This window comes from Streptomyces sp. NBC_00075, from assembly GCF_045041225.1.
Taxonomy (GTDB): Bacteria; Actinomycetota; Actinomycetes; order Streptomycetales; family Streptomycetaceae; genus Streptomyces; species Streptomyces adonidis.
Map to the genome: position 1 here is coordinate 3394230 of NZ_CP108243.1, position 17292 is coordinate 3411521.

Below are 17292 nucleotides of genomic sequence, written 5' to 3' on the forward strand. Positions count from 1 at the left end.
TCAGCCCGCCTCCGCCGCTTTGAGACTGGCGACCACGTGCTCGACGAGCCGCCCGACGGTGAGTTCGATGATCTCGTCGAACTCCATCCCGGCCAGGAACTCGGCGAAGTTGACCCGGTTGCCGTACTTCTCCTCCAGCAGCCCGGCCAGGGTCACCAGGTCGATGCTCTCCAGTTCCAGATCGCGGTTGAAGGTGGTGTCCATACGGATCTCGACGTCGTCGAGGCCGTACTCGTCGAGGAGGGTCGCGAGCATGCCCGCGATGTCGGCGAGCACGGCCTCCTCGTCGGCGGTCCCGATCTTCTGCCCGTTGAGGCTCATAGCTCCAACTCCCTTTCCTCTACTGCCTCTGCTGCTTCCGCTGCTTCCGCTGCTTCCGCTGCTTCCGCTGTGGCTGATCCGGTCGTCCAGGCGACGACGTACTCCCGCTCCGGCAGTCCGGGGGGATTGCCGGTCCGCTCGTGGTGCACGGTGTAGGCGGGCGCGATCCGCCCGGAGACCAGCAACCTGTCGGCGGCTGGCACCTCCCGTACGACGAAGTCCCTCGGCCTGCCCCCGAATCCGGTGCCCTCCGCCTTCGCGACCGCTTCCTTGGCGGCCCAGAACCGGGTGAACCAGAGCGCCTCGGACTCGCCGGTGGCGATGGACTGGGCGCGGAGAAGGGCGAGTTCGGCAGGGTTGAGGGCGGTGGCGAGGGTCGAGGCGTCGCGGTCGGCGACTTCCTCGATGTCGATACCGGGCCCGGTGCCAGGGACGGCACCGGGCCGGTGCGGCCGTACGATCGCCACCCCCGCCTCGGCCCGGTGGGCGAGCGAGATGTCCAGCGGGGGCAGGGTCCGGCCGTGCAGTCCGGTGACGTACGGCCGCCCGGACGGGTCGTTGTGCACCCGGATCTCGGCCGGGAACACGTCCCCTTCTCCCTCCCGCTCCCAGAGCCACCGCCGGACGGCGTCCTTGGCCGCGATCCGGCCGAGCAGCCACTGCCGACGACCACGCGGCGCGTGCGCCTCGTACAGCGAACGCTCTTCCCCGCCAAAGGAGTTGCGCATGATGAGGTCACGGGAGGCGAGGTCGGGCCAGCGCTCGTGGAGGAGTACCCAGGTACCCGGCCGACCCTCGGAGAGGGTGTTGCGCTCCGGGAAGCGTTCGACGGGCCGGGTCTGCGGGTCGTTGTCGAAACGCCGGTCCTGCCAGCCGCTGAGCACGGCCCAGACCCGGCCGCCGACGGTGAGTTGAACGTCGGCTTCGAGGAAGGTGTCGGTCAGTGTCGTGATCCGTACGAAGCAGTCGACATCGGTGCCGGGGGTGGGATGAGCCCCGTAGAACCGCATCTCCCGCATGCCCACCGGGAACACGACCGTCCGCGCGGTACGCGTCGCCATGATCCAGTACCCGAGGATCTGCCCGACGTTGTCGAGAAGTGACCCGGGCGCGGGCGGGGTCGTGATGACTCCCCGCACGTGCGACTCCCCCATCGCGGTCAGCTCGGTGACCCCCTGGAACGCCGGCCCGTGGAACATCCAGCGCTCGGAGTAGAGCTGGGCGGCGGTGTGGTCGGGGGCGCGTTCGGCGGAGGGGGTGATGGGCCAGGGGGCGGGCCGGGTCGCGGGGTCCGGATACGCCGGGGCGAGTTCGACGGTGGCTCGGGCTCGGGGGCCGAAGGAGACGGCTCGGTGGGTGGGGGTGGTGGGGACGGGGGTGACGGTCACGTCCACGTCGAGGGGCGGGGTGGCGGTGAGCCACTGATCGAACCGGGCGTTGTGAACGGCGACGGCTACGGGCGGGGGCCCGGGTTCCGTCTCCTTCGCTGCTTCCGATGCCTCCGCCGCATCCATGATGTGCTGCACGATCGTCGTCGCCGGGACCACTGGCCAACGGTCGGCGACGTCCGGCCAGCCGGGGCGCTGCGGGAAGAAGCAGTGGTCGAGGAGGTACGGCATGGCGTCCGGGGATACGTGGACCGTGGTGCGCCATGCGCCCTCGGTGGGCTGGGTTGAGGGGAGCGGTCGTCCGCCGGGGGCGGCAGACCGGGGGCGCGGCGACGGGGGACCGGGGGCGGGGTGAGGCGCGGCAGCCGGTGGGGTGGAACGGTGCGTGGCGAGCCCGGTGCGCGTGGCGAACCCCTGGGGAGAGGCGCCGGCAGGCGCGATGCCTGCCGGGCCCGCAGACCTCACAGGCCCGCCCGCGCCGTCACCACGGCCGGTGGGCGTGACAAAAGCCCGGGGGGAAGCGTCGGCGGGCGCGGCGCCTGCCGGACCGGCCAAGCCCGCACCCCTCGCGGGCCCGCCCGGGCCCTGAGTGGCACCGCCCTCGTAGTCCGCAGCGGCACCAGGTCGGCGACCGGCCGCGCCGATCAGCTCGGCGGCGGTGTCCGCCGTCTCCCGCAGCAGGGCGCGGAGTTCGGCGGCGGCCGGGAAGCGGCCCGCGAGGGCGTCCAGCGGTGATGTCGGCCCGGCGGTGCCCGGGAGCCCGGCAGTACCGGACGCCTCCGGGGCGCCCAACGCCCCTGCGGAACCCGTCTGTTGAGCCAGCACTGGCATCGAGGCGGCATCCAACTGCGACGTCAGCCCGTCTGCGCCGTGGAGGCTGGCAGCACGGGACATCTCCGTGGCACCCAACGCCCCCGCGGAACCCGTCTGTTGAGCCAGCACTGGCGTCGAGGCCGCGTCCAACTGCGACGTCAGCCCGTCGACGCCGCGGAGGCCGCCAGCACGGGACATCTCCGGTGCACCCAACGCCCCCGCGGAACGCGTCCGTTGAGCCGACACCGGAGTCGAGGCGGGGTCCGACGGCGACGTCAGCCCGACCGTCCCCGGGAGGCCGACAGCACCGGACGACTCCGTGACCCCCAACGCCCCTGCGGAACGCGTCCGTTGAGCCGGTACCGGTGACGGACCGGCGCCCGGCAACGCTGCCGAAGCCCCCGCAGACGAAGGCCCCGCGAGGTTCCGCGCCGGACTCAGTTCCGCGCGCAGTCCTGCGAGCGTCGCCTCGTCGAGGGAGACGAGGGCGCCGCCCAGGTTCAGCCGGACCGGCGGGCGGGTCGGCGGCCGGTCCCTCCGCACGGGGCTTCCGGCGCCGGCCGGTTCCGTGGAGCGGTCGGAGGGACCGGCGACGTGGGGAGCGGCGGTACTGCCCGGGGTGGGCGACGGCAGCGCCGGCGCCGTCGCCCGACCCGTCACCCACAACGCCGTCGCCACGCGCCGGAGTTGCGCAAGGCCGTCGCGGTGCGGGGAGTTGGCGGCGACGACCAGATGATCGTGCCCGGACAGCGTGTCGCCGATGAGGGAGCCGAGCTGGCCGGTACCGACCTGGATGAAGGTCCGGTGCCCGGCCGCGTACATCGCCTCGACCAGCTGCCGGAAGCGCACCGGTTCCAGCAGATGCCGTACGAACAGCTCACGCACCGCCGATTCGCCCGACGGGAAGGGCGCCGCCGTCGTCCCCGACCAGACCGGAACCAACGGGGGACGGAGCCGGAAGCGGTTCGCGGCCTCCTTGATCGGAGCCAGGTAGGGCGCCAACATCGGTGTGTGGAAGCCCGATTGGAAGGGCAGCACCTGGCTCAGCACACCCCTCGCACGGAACGCCCGTACGAACTCGTCGACCGCAGCCTCCGGACCGCACACCATCGACTGGTTGGGCGCGTTGTCGTGCGAGAGCACGATTCCGGCGTCCGCCCAGCCCTCCTCGGCGAGCGCCGTGAGGACCCGTTCGGCGGGGGCGCCGATCGCCCCGAAGGCCAGCCCGGGCACGGTCACGGAGTCGGGATCGAAGGTCGCCATGAAGGCGCCGACCTCGTCGCCGTCGTACAGCCCGGCGGCCGTCATGGCCGTCCACTCGCCGACGCTGTGCCCGGCCACCGCGTCCGGGACGACGCCCATACGGCGCAGCGCCCGGTCGAGCAGCAGCCCGACCCCGACGACCCCGAACCCGTGCCGGCCGACGTCCCCGACCTCGGCCCGTTCGTCACCGGCCGCCAGTACGCCGGCCAGTCCGAAGTGCGCGGCGATGTCGTCGACGCGGGGGTCGAAGTCGCCCTCCAGGCCCGGGAAGACGAAGGCAAGCCCTCCCAACTCCCCTCCCCGTACGGACTCTTCCGCCCGTAGCGGCTCCGGGCGGAACCAGACATCGCTACGCCCGTGCCACGCCCGCCCCTTGGCGACCGCCCGGCGCGCAAGCGTGAGCCGCTTCGCGGTCGGGTCGACGATCCCGAGCCGGGTCCGTCCGGCCTGCGGATGCGTACGGGTGGCGTCGAGACCGGCGGCGAGTACGGCCGTGTCGTCCGCGTCGAGGAGGGTGGCGAGGCCCTCGGGGGACTCGGCGGCGAGCAGCAGGACACGCTCGGGCTCGACAACGGTCACCGAGGGCACGGGCGCCGACGGCACAGGGGTCGATGCCGCCGGCGCCGATGGCGCGGGAGTCGACGACACGGAGGTCGATGCCATGTGCGCCGGTGCCCCAGCGGGCGATGGCACGAGGGCCGATGGCCCGCGTACCGAAGACCCGGTGGCCGCCGCCGTCCTCCCCGTACGCACCCCAGGCGCCTCCTCCAGCACCACATGCGCGTTGATCCCGCCGAACCCGAACGCGTTCACCGCAGCCCGCCGCACCGGCTGCTCGGCCGTCGTCTCCCAGGGCGCCGCCCTGTCCAGCGGGCGGAAGCGGGTGGCCGCGAGGGCCGGGTTCGGGTCGTCGCAGTGGAGGGTGGGGAGGAGCATGCCGTGGTGGACGGCGAGGGCGGCCTTGACCAGACCCGCGACCCCGGCGGCGGGCATGGTGTGCCCGATCATCGACTTCACGGAGCCGATCACCGCCGTACCACCGCTGCCAGTCACGCCCTCCCCCGGGCCGAACACCTCGGCCAGCGTGGACAGTTCGGCCGCGTCTCCGGCGGGGGTCGCCGTGCCGTGGGCTTCGAGGAGGCCCAGCGAGCCCGGCTCGGCGGGGTCGAGTCCGGCGGCCCGCCAGGCCTGGCGTACGGCGTGGGTCTGGCCGCCGGGGTCGGGGTTGACGAGCCCGGCGGCGCGGCCGTCGCTGGCCACGCCGGTGCCCCGGATGACGGCGTAGATCCTGTCGCCGTCGCGTTCGGCGTCCGCGAGGCGCTTGAGGACGACCACGCCGGTGCCCTCACCGATGAGGATGCCGTCGGCGCCCCGGTGGAAGGGGCGGATGCGCTGGCTGGGCGAGAGGGCGCGGAGCTGCGAGAAGACGCTCCACAGGGTGATGTCGTGGCAGTGGTGGACCCCGCCCGCCAGCATCAAGTCGCAGCGGCCCGAGGCCAGTTCGTTCACTGCCTGGTCCACGGCGACCAGCGACGAGGCGCAGGCCGCGTCCACGGTGTACGCCGGTCCGCGCAGGTCGAGCCGGTTGGCGACCCGGGAGGCGGCGAGGTTGGGCACGAGCCCGATCGCCGACTCGGGGCTGTCCGGGCCGAGTCGGTCGGTGAACGCCGTACGGACGCGGTCCAACTGGGCGGGATCCAGGTCCGGCAGCAACTCCCCGAGCGTGCGGACGAGTTGGCCCGCCGTACGGACCCGCTGGTCGAGCCGGACCAGGCCGGGCGTGAGATAGCCGCCCCGGCCGAGGATCACGCCGATCCGGTGCCGGTCGGGCAGCCAGCTGGTCAAGTCCCCGCCGCCCTCGCCTCCTTGCTGCGTGTCGGCGAGCGCGGCGGCGGACACGTTGAGGGCGATGAGCTGGTCGGGCTCGGTGCCGGACACGGAGTTCGGCATGATCCCGAACCGGGTGACCTCCACCTCCGCCAGCTCGTCCACGAACCCGCCGCGCCGGCAGTACACCTGGTCGGCGACGGCCCGGTCACCGGCGGAGTCCGGCCGGTAGTAGGCGTCCGCGTCCCAACGGCCGTCCGGTACCTCGGTGATGGCGTCCGTACCGGCGAGCAGGTTCCGCCAGTAGGCGTCGAGGTCGGCGGCGCCTGGCAGCAGCACCGACATGCCCACGATGGCCACGGGCGTCGCCGTACCGTCCGCCGACCGCAGATGACGATGGTGACGTTCCGTCATGTCGGTTACCAGCCCGACGAGGTGTAGACGACGGCGCCCGCCGACTCCTCGCCCCAGGCCAGTTCACGGAGCAGCGCGGCCGTGCCCTCCTCGGGGTCGATGAGCCTGACCCCGCGCCGGGCGTACTCGCGCCCGAGTTCGGGGGTCACCATGCCGGTGTGGCCGCCGGTCGGCGCCCATGGCCCCCAGTGCACGGTCAGGGCCCGCTGTCCGCTCCGGGCCGCCCAGGCGGCGCCGAGGCTCTGGAGGGCGTCGTTGGCGGCGGCGTAGTCGACCTGGCCCCGGTTGCCGAGGACGGCGGAGATGCTGCCGAACAGGACGGCGAAGGAAGGGCTGTTGGGGAGTTGTTCCAGTGCGGCGAGCAGGGTTTCGGCGCCGTTGGTCTTCGTCCCGTACACACGCTGGAAGGACTCGGTGGTCTTCTCCGCGATGAGCCGGTCCTCGATGACCCCGGCCGCGTAGACGACCCCGTCGAGGCGGCCGTGTTCGGCGTGGATCTCCTTGACGGCCTGGAGCGCCGCGTCTTGTTCGCGGAAGTCGACGGAGTGGTAGCGGGCCGGGCTGCCGAGGGCCTGGAGTTCGTCGAGGGTGGCGGTGATCTCCCGCTGGGCGAGCAGGAGTTCGGCCTCACGATTGATCTCGGCGGGCTTCAGTCCGCCCCGGGCGGCGAGCACAGCGCGCAGTTCGGCCTGCGTACGGGCGGCTGCCGTGGCCGCGTCCTCCGGGCCCTCCGGTGCGGGGGTCCGGCCGAGCAGTTCGATCCGGCAGCGCGAGGCGGAGGCCAGCGCGGCGGCGAACTTCGCGGTGATGCCCCGCGCCCCGCCGACGAGCAGCACCACGCTGTCACGGTCCAGCCCGACGGCGGCGGCCTCGGCGGCACCGTCCCCGGCAGGTCCGGCGCCGGTGGTGCCGAGGGCGCCCAGCGGGGTCTCGACCAGCTCAAGTCCATGGCGCCCGGCGGCAGTTCGCAGGACGACCGGGGCCCGGTCGGAGGCGAGCAGCTCGGCGAGCAGGGCATCGGCGACGGCACCCGCGCCTGCCTCTCCCGCCCCGAGGTCGATGATCCGCGCGTCCGTCTCCGGGTACTCCCGGGCGACCGTACGGAAGAGCCCGTGCAACCCGGCCGACCTCAACTCGCCCTCGTCCGGGGCGCCTTCCCCGGCCACCCGCACCGCGAACAGCCAGCGCGGGCCGAGCCCCAGGGCCGCCTTGAACACGGGGAACGCGTCGGGCAGTACGGCAGGCCTGGACGCGGCCAGCGGATCGAGGAACAGCACCCCGTCGACCGGCCCGTCGGCCTCGGTCAGCAGATGCTCGGGCCCGAGGACCACCGCGTCGGCGCCATGCCCGACGAGCCGCGCCACGACCTCCCGGGCCACCGCACCCCCGTCGTCGTCACCGAGAACCACGAACCGCTTGCCGCCGAGCACGGCGGCGAAGTCGGCGTCCCCGTCCTGCTGCTCCAGCAGCACAGGCCGCATCTGGAACCGCTTCGGCGCCTCACCGACGACCTCGGGGACCACGTCGGCCACCGGCTCCCCGGCCCCCTGGGCTTCGGCACCCGGCCCGCTGAGCCGCGCCGCCAGCCACCCGGTGACCGAGGCCGCCGTACGAGCCTTGGCGAGGTCCTCCAACTCGGCGTCGTCGAGCGCGGTGATGTCCGCACCCGCACCCCCGACCCCGAGCCGCTGCGCCAACTCACCAGCGATCTCAGCCCGCTTGATGGAGTCGATACTGAGATCCGCCTCCAGATCGAGATCCGGCTCGATCATGTCCACCGGATACCCCGTGCGCTCACTGATGATCTCCAGCACCACACCCAACACATCCGCCTCCGACAACCCCACGGCGGCAGAAGCAGGAGCGGCAGCAAGTGCGGGCGCAGCAGCCACGGCTGTTGTGGTGAGCCGGGCCGCGAGCCACCCCGTCACCGCAGCCGCCGTACGGGCCTTGGCCAGATCCTCCAACTCGGCATCACCCAGCGCGGCGATGTCCGCACCCGCACCCCCGACCCCGAGCCGCTGCGCCAACTCACCAGCGATCTCAGCCCGCTTGATGGAGTCGATACTGAGATCCGCCTCCAGATCGAGATCCGGCTCGATCATGTCCACCGGATACCCCGTGCGCTCACTGATGATCTCCAGCACCACACCCAACACATCCGCCTCCGACAACCCCACGGCGGCGGGAGCGGGTACGGCGTACAGCGCGGGCGGATACGTGGGCGCGGGCACCGCCTGGGGTGCCTCGTACATCCGGACGGGCTCCGGTGCCGCCGCCGGGCCGGGTGTCCACTGCCCGGGCGCCGCGCCGAAGTACGTGAGGAGTACGTCCCGTTGGGCGGCGACCATCTCGCGGCTGGTGCGGAGGAACTCGGAGATCAGCGCGTCCCTGCCGTCGGCCCCGGGAGCCCCGCCCTGGTGATTCGCGGTCACTGTCGTCGTCTCCAGTACGCGTCGGGCCGGTGCGAGGGCACCGGGGAGGAGGTCGCCGGCGGCGGTGCGGACCAGGTGGCCGTCGACCGTCCAGCCGGGCCGCTTGGGCGCCTTGGTCCGGGTCGCGTCGACGGCGTCGCGCCCGTGGAACAGCCAGCCGGTGCGCACCGGCAGCCCCGCGACGGCCAGTTGGGCCAGCGCGTCGAGCCAGCCGCGCAGTCCGCTCTCGGGCCGCGGTTCGCAGGCGACCGTGCGGTGCGGCCGGTCGCCGAGGATCTGGCCGACCAGCCGGGTCAGTACGGAACCGGGTCCGGCCTCGACGAAGATCCGGGCGCCCGCCTCGTACATGGCCTCGATCTGGGCGACGAAACCGACGGGGGCGCCGATCTGGGCGGCGAGTTCGGCGCGTACCGCGTCGGCGTCGGTGCCGTACGGGGCGGCCGTGCGGTTCGACCAGACCGTGAACTCGGGTGCGTGGACGGGCTGTCCCGCCAGTGCCGTCGCGAAGCGCTCCCCCGCCCCGGCTACCAACGGGCTGTGGAAGGCGCAGGCCACGGGGATGCGCTTAGCGCCGAGCCCGGCGGCCCGCAGCAGCCGTACAGCCGCCTCGACCGCCTCCGTCGGGCCCGAAATCACCGTCTGCTTCGGCGAGTTGTGGTTGGCGACGACGACCGAGGCGGGCGCGTCGGCGGCGCGCAGGGCCGCCACGACCTCCTCGGCGCCCGCCGCCACCGCCGCCATGGTGCCCGGGTCGTCGCCGTTGGCCTCGTCGGCGGCCGAGAGGATCGCGGTCGCGCGCTCCGCGCTCAGCGCGAGGAGTGCCTCCGGGTCGAGGGCACCGGCCGCGCTGAGGGCGACGAGTTCGCCGTAGCTGTGCCCGGCGGCCATGTCCGGGCGTATGCCGGCCGTGGTGAGGAGGGCGTGTGCGGCGAGGCCGGCGATGCCCAGGGCCGGCTGGGCGACCCGAGTGTCGGTGAGGGCCGTGTGCTGGCGGCCGCGGGTGGTGTCGTCGAAGGCGGTGGGCGGGTAGAGAGCGTCGGCGTGGTCGCGGCCGAGTTCCAGGTAGTACTGGAGTTCGGGCAGGGCGACGAACACGTCGGCGAGCATCCCGGTCCGCTGACTGCCCTGCCCGGGGAAGAGGAAGGCGACCTGGCCCTCCGAGGGTTCCCCGGAAGGCTGCGCGAGATGGATGCCCGCGCGCGGGTCGTGCTCCCCCGCCAGCGCCCGCCGCAACTGCCCGACGAGCCCCTCCCCGTCCGTCGCCACGACCGCCACCTGCACCGGCTCGTGCCGGGCGTCGGAGCGGCGAGAGGCGGCGAGTGCCAGGTCGCGCAGCCGCCACGCGGACTGCTCGTCCTCCGCCGCCTTCAGCACGTCCTCGATGGCGCGCCGGGCTCCCGCCGGATCGGCCGCCCGGAACGTGAACAGCTCGGCGGGCCAGGCGTCGAGGCCGTGGACGGGCGGTGCGGAGTCGGCGTACGCCTCAAGCACCACATGGAAGTTGGTGCCGCCGAAGCCGAACGCGCTGAGCCCCGCGACCCGTTCCGCCGCCGGAGCCGCCCAGGGCCGTGCCTGGTCGTGGAAGGCGAACGGGCTGCTGCCCTCCTCCCAGGCGGAGTTGGGCTTGCTGACGTGCAGGGTGGGTGGCTTGACCCCGGTGTGCAGGGCGAGCACGGTCTTGATGAGCCCGGCGAGGCCTGCGGCGCACTTGGTGTGCCCGATCTGCGACTTCACCGAACCGAGTGCGACAGCACCGGACTTGGCCCCGGCCTCGCTGAACACCTCGCTGAGGATGGTGAGTTCAGTGCGGTCGCCGACCACGGTCCCGGTGCCGTGCGCCTCGACGAGCCCGACCTCGGCGGGCGAGACACCCGCGTTGCGGTACGCCCGCTGCAACGCGGCCCGCTGCCCCTCGGGCCGGGGAGCCGTCAGCCCGAGCGAACGCCCGTCGCTGGAACTGCCGACGCCCTTGATGACACCGTAGATCCGGTCGCCGTCGCGCTCGGCGTCGGCCAGCCGCTTCAGGACGACACACGCGACGCCCTCCCCCAGCGCGATCCCGTCCGCCGAGCTGTCGAAGGCACGCGAACGCCCGGTCGGGGACAGGGCGTGCACCGAGGAGAAGAGCACGTAGTCGTTGATGCCGTTGTGCAGGTCGGCGCCGCCGCACAGCACGACGTCGCTGGTCCCGCCCACCAGTTCCTTGCAGGCCACGTCGACGGCGGCCAGGGACGAGGCACAGGCCGCGTCGACCGTGTAGTTGGCGCCACCGAGGTCGAGCCGGTTGGCGATCCGGCCCGAGATGACGTTGGCGAGCATGCCCGGGAAGGAGTCCTCGGTCAGCTTCGGCAGCTGGTCCACGAGCCCGTCCGGCACCTTGCCGTAGTACGAGGGCAGTACGGCCCTGAGCGTGCCCGCGTTGGACAGGTCGCTGCCCGCCTCAGCGCCGAAGACGACCGAGGTGCGCGAGCGGTCGAACTCCCGTCCCCGCTCGCCGTATCCGGCGTGTGCCAGGGCCCGCCGGGCGGCTTCGAGGGCCAGCAGCTGGACGGGCTCGATGCTGCCGAGCGAGGTGGGCGGAATGCCGTACGACAGCGGGTCGAAGGGGATGCGGGGCAGGAACCCGCCCCACTTGGACGGCGTCACGCCACCGTCGCCGTCCGCCGCCGAGTAGTGCACGGCGGGGTCCCAGCGGTCGGCCGGTACCTCGCCCACCGCGTCATGGCCGCCGAGGACGTTCGCCCAGAAGGCGGCGAGGTCGGGGGCGTCCGGGAACATGCAGGCCATGCCGACGACGGCGACGTCGAGGGGCGCGGGGGCCTCGGCCTCTTCAGGAGGACGCACCCCGAGCCGTGCCCGCAGCTGTGCCGCCCGTTCGGTGAGGAAGTCGGCGGCGCCGTCCGCCACGGAGTGGTGCAGGGCGTCGACGGTCGTGGTCGCCGAGCGCAGCACGGCCACCTCCCCGGCCATGAACATGCCCTCGGCGAGCTGCCGTTGCTCGTCCACGGCCGCCAACTCGCCGTCGGCGTCCCGCTCGATGCCCTTGCTGGCGATGCGGAGCCGTCCGACGTTGAGCCGTTCCAGCTGCTCCCAGATCTGCCGCTCGGGCACCCCGTTCGCCCTCAACTCCGCCTCGAACTCACGGTAGTTGTCGCTGAACGGGCTGGGTACGCACCGGGTGGCGTGACCGGGTGCCGTCTCCAGGAGCGCGGTACCGGTCGCCTCGACGACCTGCTGCTGGAAGAGCGGCTGGACCGCCCCGCAGACCACGGCCTCCTCGGTGAACAGGTAGGCGGTGCCCATCAGTACGCCGACGGCCGCACCGCGCGCGGTCAGCGGAGCGGCGAGCGCGGCGACCATCGCGGCCGACCGCTCGTCATGGACGCCACCCGCGAAGAACACCTCGACCTGCTCGGCGGCATCCTCCCCGGCTGCCGCCGACCAGTCCTCGATGACGGCGAGTTGGGCCTCCCAGAGCGGAAAGCTGCCGCGCGGTCCGACATGCCCGCCGCACTCGGACCCCTCGAACACGAACCGGCGGGCCCCGGCCTCCAGGAACTGCTTCAGCAGCCCCGGCGACGGCACATGCAGGAAGGTGGCGATCCCGGCCCGCTCCAGCGCCTCGGCCTGCGCGGGCCGGCCGCCCGCGATGATCGCGTGCGTGGGCCGCAGCTCCCGTACGGCTTCGAGCTGGGCGCCCCGCATCTCCTCGGGCGCGAACCCGAGGACGCCGACACCCCAGGGCAGGCCGTCGGCGACGGCTTCCCGGGTCTCGGCCAGCATGGTCCGGGTCTGCTCGCCGCTGGCGAGGGCCAGCGCGACGAACGGCAGCGCGCCACCCTCGGCGACGGCCGCGGCGAACCGCGCCTGGTCGCTGACACGGGTCATCGGCCCCTGGGCGACGGGGAGTTGAGTGCCGAGCGCCCGGCTCATCGGGGAACCGGTGCGCAGCGCACGTACGGGCTCGTCACCTCGTACGACGTCGTGGACGGCGTCGGTGAGGGCGCGGACCGTGCGGGCGGTGTCGGTCCAGCGGTCGGCGAAGCGGGCGGCGAGGAAGCCGTCCTGGCCGACCGGGAGGAGCTGGGTGCGCGGGTCCTGGGCGCCGAGCAGGGCCGCGACCGCCGCCGGATCGCCGGCCGGGAGGGGCGGGGCGTCGGGGCCGCGCCGGTGCAGTACGCGGTGACCGGCCACGACGACGGTCTCGGAGCCGTCCATCGAGCGCAGCGCGGCGGCCGTGGCCTCCGGCAGCGAGGACTCGGCGAGCAGGGCGAGCTGGCTGTCGAGCACGACACCCGCCGCTCCCCCGGCCACAGCGGCAGCCGCCGTACGGGGGCCGATGCCGCCGCGGGCCCAGACGGGGAGGGCGATGCCGGGTTCGGCGAGGAGGCGTTGCAGCAGCACGAAGGTGCTCAGCTCGCCGATCCGGCCGCCGCCGTCGCTGCCCCGGGCGATCAGCCCGTGCGCACCCGCGCGGACGGCCGCGAGGGCCTCCGCCAGGTCGGTGACCTCCACGAGGACACGGTGGTGGGCGGCGATCGCATCGGCAGTCCACGGCCCGCCCAGGACATCGGGGGCGAGGATCACGGTGTCGGGGCCGCCGTCGCCCGCGAGTTCGGCCGACGCGAGTCGGCAGTGGGGGCCGATCCGTACGCCGTACCGGAATCCGGAGCCGGGGGCCGCGAGGCGGCGTATTCGTGCCAGGGCGTCTCTGGCTCTGCGGTCACCGAGGCCCAGGTCGAGTACTCCCAACCCGCCGGCCCGGCTGACGGCGGCGGCGAGCCGGGCGTCCGGCTCACCGAAGGGGGTTACTCCGATGATCATGTCAACGGCGCGCACGGCAGACGTCATGATTCTCCGAAATATTCGGTGAAACTGCACGGTGGGGGTTTTGTGTGGCGCGAAAGTACTTCACCTCGAGGAGGGAAACCATCCGGAAGTTAGCGCCGTCATTACTCGCCAGTCAACATGGCGTGGAACGTTCCGTAGGCGGCCGATTCCATTCGGCCAGCACTACCCAGCCACCCAAGTCCCGAAAAACCATCCAATTCCAATCCGGCGGGACGTCGTCGCAGACCTGCGGCGCACCTCTCGACGTCAGGATGTTGTCAGATACCCAGTTGAATTCACTTGCGCCTCACGCTTCGGAAACACGATCAGTGGGCGAAGTAAACCTTGTAAATTCTTCATGTACTTATCCGGCATTCCACGCCTCCTTCCCGAACAAGAAGCAGGACGCACCAGAACGAGCCGACCTCCCCGGCGGAAACCCGGGAGGTCGGCTCGTTACGAGGGTCGAGCGGTCGTCAGGCCTTGGCCTCCGACACCTCGGGAGTGACGGCCTCCGGCGTCGGGGCGGCCTCCACCGGGCGGACCGGAATGAGGAAGGCGACGACCGCCGCCGCGAGGCCGACACCGCAGCCGATCATCATGGCGGCCCGGAATCCGGCCTCGGAGGGCAGCGCGAAGCCGCCGAAGTCGGTGGTCATCTGGGCCAGCACGACGCCGATGACGGCGGCCGAGACCGAGCTGCCGATCGAGCGCATCAGGGTGTTGAAGCTGTTGGCCGAGGCGGTCTCGGACTGCGGGACCGCGCCCATGATGAGGGCCGGCATGGCGCCGTACGCGAAGCCGACACCCGTGTTGCAGACGATGGTCACCGCGAGCAGGGCCCAGGTGGAGCCGGAGCCGACGAGCGGCAGGGAGATGCCGTACCCGAGGGCGATGAACAGGCTGCCGACGGAGAGCGTGACCTTGGGGCCGCGGGCGGCGGAGAGCTTGGCGCCGATCGGCGACATGACCATCATCATGAGCCCGGCCGGAGCCATCCACAGGCCCATGGCGAGCATGGACTCGCCGAGCCCGTAGCCGGTCTCCTTGGGCAGCTGCATCAGCTGGGGGATGACCAGGGACTGGGCGTACATCGCGAACCCGACGAGGACCGAGGCCGCGTTGGTCATCAGCACCTGCGGACGGGCGGTCACCCGGAGGTCGACCAGCGGCTCGGTGTTGCGCAGTTCCCACCAGCCCCAGGCCAGCAGCACGACCACGGCGACGGCGAACAGCCCGAGGGTGGTGCCGCTGCCCCAGCCCCAGTCGGCACCCTTCGACACGGCCAGGAGGAGGCAGATCAGCGCGGTGCCGAGACCGATCGCGCCGAGCAGGTCGAAGCGCCCGGCGGCGGTGTTCTCACGCCCGGCGGGCACGAAGAGGGCGATCAGCGTGGCGACGGCGGCGGCCAGCGCGGCCACCACCCAGAACAGCACCCGCCAGCTGGCGTTCTCGGCGATCGCCGCGGAGAACGGCAGCCCGAGCGCGCCCCCGACACCCATCGAGGCGCTCATGATCGCGATGGACGAACCGAGCTTCTCCGCCGGTACGACGTCCCGCAGCAGGCTGATGCCCAGGGGTACGACGCCCATGCCCATGCCCTGGAGTCCGCGCCCGGCGATCATCGGGAGCACGGCGGAGGACAGCGCGCAGACGACGGAGCCGAGGATGAGCGGCACCAGCGAGACGAGCAGCATGCGCTTCTTGCCGTACATGTCGCCGAGCCGGCCGGCGACCGGGGTCACGACCGCCGCGGCGAGCAGGGTGGCGGTGATCACCCAGGATGCGTTCGACGCGGAGGTGTCGAGGATGCTCGGCAGCTCCCCGATCAGCGGGACCACGAGGGTCTGCGTGATCGCGGCCACGATGCCGGCGAAGGCGAGGATGCCGACAACTCTGCCGGGGCCGGCGTCGGGCTTGGAACTGTCCACTGCGATTGCTCCTTAGTGCCTTCACGAGGGATGTGCATCATGCACGAGGAGTGCATCATACATATCACTCGTGAACGCATTAACTTGGGACAGGGCCTGCCGAGCCGAAGGCCCGTTCAGGAGCCGAAGGCCGAAGGAAGCAGCCGCATGGACGAGCGCAGGGAAAAACCCGTTGATCTGGTCGAGTTCGAGACGATGCTCCTCGGTCGGTACATGCATCTGCTCTCGCCGAAGGCGCGGGGGACCGTGGGACGGCTCGACCGCAGCGCGTACATCCTGCTCAGCCGGATCCAGGCGGAGGGGCCGATGTCCATCGGACAGCTCAGCGCCGCGTTCGGCCTGGACGCGTCCACGCTCAACCGGCAGACGGCCGCGATGCTCCGGGCCGGAATCGTCGAACGCATCCCTGACCCCGAGGGCGGTATCGCCCGCAAGTTCGCGATGACGGAGGAGGGCGAGCGCCGGCTGGCCGCGGACCGCACGGAGAACCGGAGGGGCCTGGCCAAGGTGCTGGCGGACTGGACGGCCGAGGAGGTCGCGGACTTCGCGGCCCAGTTGAGCCGGCTCAACCGCGATGTGGAGCGGCTGGACGGGCGGCCGTGGCCGCGCGACCAGTAGGCGGCGACCGCAAGTAGTGAACGGTCGTTCACACTTGAAACGTGAACCATTCCGGCATGAAGTGCCCCTGGCATGGGCAGATTTGAGGTGCGCCGACCGTCCCGCGCCGCACTCCGGGAGGCAGCCTCATCATGCACCCCGAGCCGGAAGTCCCGCACTCCCGCCGTGACTTCGTCCGGCGGGTCGTCGTCACCGGCCTGGGAGCCATCACCCCGCTCGGCGTCGGAGTCCCCGAACTCTGGCGCGGCCTCCTCGAAGGCCGGTGCGGGATAAGGGAGTTGACCGGCGAGGAGTTCACCGGCCTGCCGGTCCGCGCGGCGGGCACGGTCCCCGTGGACCCGGCCGCCCTGCTCCCCCGCCCCCAGGCCCGCCGGATGAACCGGGCCGCGCAGTTCGGCGTACTGGCGGCCCGGGAGGCCTGGCGGGACGCGGGCTTCGACGGTTCGGGGACGGAGGCGAGCGGTCTGGCCCCCGACCGGGTGGGCGTGTCGGTGGGCGCGATCCTGGGCGACGCGTCGGTCCTGGTCGGCGGCGACCGCCGGCTGCGCGACAAGGGCCCCCGGGCGGTCTCGCCGCTCACCACCCCGATGACGGTGCCGTCGCAGGCGGCGTCCCAGATCTCCCTGGCCCTGCGCATCACGGGCGAGGCCCGCACGGTGACCAGCGCCTGCGCGTCGGGCACGGAGGCGATCGGCCAGGCGATCGACCGCATCCGGTACGGGCATGTCGACATCGCCCTCGCGGGCGGCGCCGAGGCCGTGGTCACCCCGGCGATCATGGCGTCGTTCGCCGCGATGCGCGCCCTGTCGACGTACCCCGCCGGGGAGCTGCCGTCCCGTCCCTTCGCCAAGGACCGGGCCGGTTTCGTCAACGGCGAGGGTGCGGGGTTCCTGCTGCTGGAGTCCGAGGAGCACGCACGGGCGAGGGGCGCGCGCGTCTACTGCGAGGCGGCCGGCTGGGGTCTGTCGGCCGACGCCCACCACATGGCGGCACCCGACCCGTCCGGCACCGGGGTGGCCCTGGCCCTGCACCGCGCCCTGCGGGACGCGGGTGGCGGCCCCGCCGACGTCATCCACGTCAACGCCCACGCCACGGCCACGATCGACGGCGACCTGGCGGAGGCGAACGCGCTACGGGCGGTGCTGGGTGGGACCCCGGTCCCTGTCACGGCCCTGAAGGGGCACCTCGGGCACCTCCAGGGCGCCGCGGGCGGGGTGGAGGCGGTGGCCACGGTCCTGACCCTGCACCACGGCACGATTCCGCCGACGATCGGGTGTGCGGAGGGTGGGCAGGACGAGGGGATCGACTTGGACGTGGTGTGGCGTGCTCCACGTCCGCTGCCCGGCCATGGGGATCTGGCGCTCAGTAATTCGTTCGGGTTCGGGGGGCACAACGCGGTGTTGGCGCTCCGCCGGGTGTAGCTCCGCTGGATGGGCGGTTCGTTGGCTGCGG

At 72.8% G+C, this 17292-nt stretch carries 6 protein-coding genes; 2 read left to right on the forward strand and 4 right to left on the reverse strand.

Translation table 11 applies throughout. From position 1 onward, the window contains the following. The 4 genes from OG787_RS14435 to OG787_RS14450 all read right to left on the reverse strand — a co-directional run bounded on the left by OG787_RS14435 (nucleotide 1) and on the right by OG787_RS14450 (nucleotide 15222). Nucleotides 1-321: an acyl carrier protein gene (locus tag OG787_RS14435; protein ID WP_235474867.1), complete on the reverse strand. Its 321-nt coding sequence runs from the start codon at nucleotides 319-321 to the stop codon at nucleotides 1-3. Beyond that, on the reverse strand, nucleotides 318-6026 hold the full coding sequence (locus tag OG787_RS14440; RefSeq protein ID WP_405535443.1) for a beta-ketoacyl synthase N-terminal-like domain-containing protein: 5709 nt from the start codon (nucleotides 6024-6026) through the stop codon (nucleotides 318-320). Before OG787_RS14440 ends, OG787_RS14435 begins: the two co-directional genes overlap by 4 nt. 5 nt (nucleotides 6027-6031) lie before the next feature. Continuing rightward, complete coding sequence (locus OG787_RS14445; protein ID WP_405535444.1) at nucleotides 6032-13312, reverse strand: SDR family NAD(P)-dependent oxidoreductase; 7281 nt, start codon at nucleotides 13310-13312, stop codon at nucleotides 6032-6034. Between the two features lie 455 nt (nucleotides 13313-13767). Continuing rightward, nucleotides 13768-15222 carry an MFS transporter gene (locus tag OG787_RS14450; RefSeq protein ID WP_405535445.1) on the reverse strand — a complete coding sequence of 485 codons (1455 nt, stop codon included), beginning with the start codon at nucleotides 15220-15222 and terminating at the stop codon, nucleotides 13768-13770. A gap of 147 nt (nucleotides 15223-15369) precedes the next feature. Here OG787_RS14450 and OG787_RS14455 point away from each other — a divergent pair, with 147 nt between their 5' ends. Together OG787_RS14455 and OG787_RS14460 are read left to right on the forward strand one after the other, a co-directional pair. Continuing rightward, nucleotides 15370-15840, forward strand: a complete 471-nt coding sequence (locus tag OG787_RS14455) for a MarR family winged helix-turn-helix transcriptional regulator (protein ID WP_369033150.1) — start codon at nucleotides 15370-15372, stop codon at nucleotides 15838-15840. A gap of 131 nt (nucleotides 15841-15971) precedes the next feature. Then, nucleotides 15972-17261, forward strand: coding sequence for a beta-ketoacyl-[acyl-carrier-protein] synthase family protein (locus tag OG787_RS14460; RefSeq protein WP_405535446.1), 1290 nt, complete (start codon nucleotides 15972-15974; stop codon nucleotides 17259-17261). The last annotated feature ends 31 nt before the right edge of the window (nucleotides 17262-17292 follow it).

Excerpts from the sequence above, each read along its gene's own strand:
- OG787_RS14440 (WP_405535443.1), bottom strand. The coding sequence starts at position 6,026 with ATGACGGAACGTCACCATCGTCATCTGCGGTCGGCGGACGGTACGGCG.
- OG787_RS14455 (WP_369033150.1), top strand. The coding sequence starts at position 15,370 with ATGGACGAGCGCAGGGAAAAACCCGTTGATCTGGTCGAGTTCGAGACG.
- OG787_RS14435 (WP_235474867.1), bottom strand. The coding sequence starts at position 321 with ATGAGCCTCAACGGGCAGAAGATCGGGACCGCCGACGAGGAGGCCGTG.
- OG787_RS14460 (WP_405535446.1), top strand. The coding sequence starts at position 15,972 with ATGCACCCCGAGCCGGAAGTCCCGCACTCCCGCCGTGACTTCGTCCGG.
- OG787_RS14445 (WP_405535444.1), bottom strand. The coding sequence starts at position 13,312 with ATGACGTCTGCCGTGCGCGCCGTTGACATGATCATCGGAGTAACCCCC.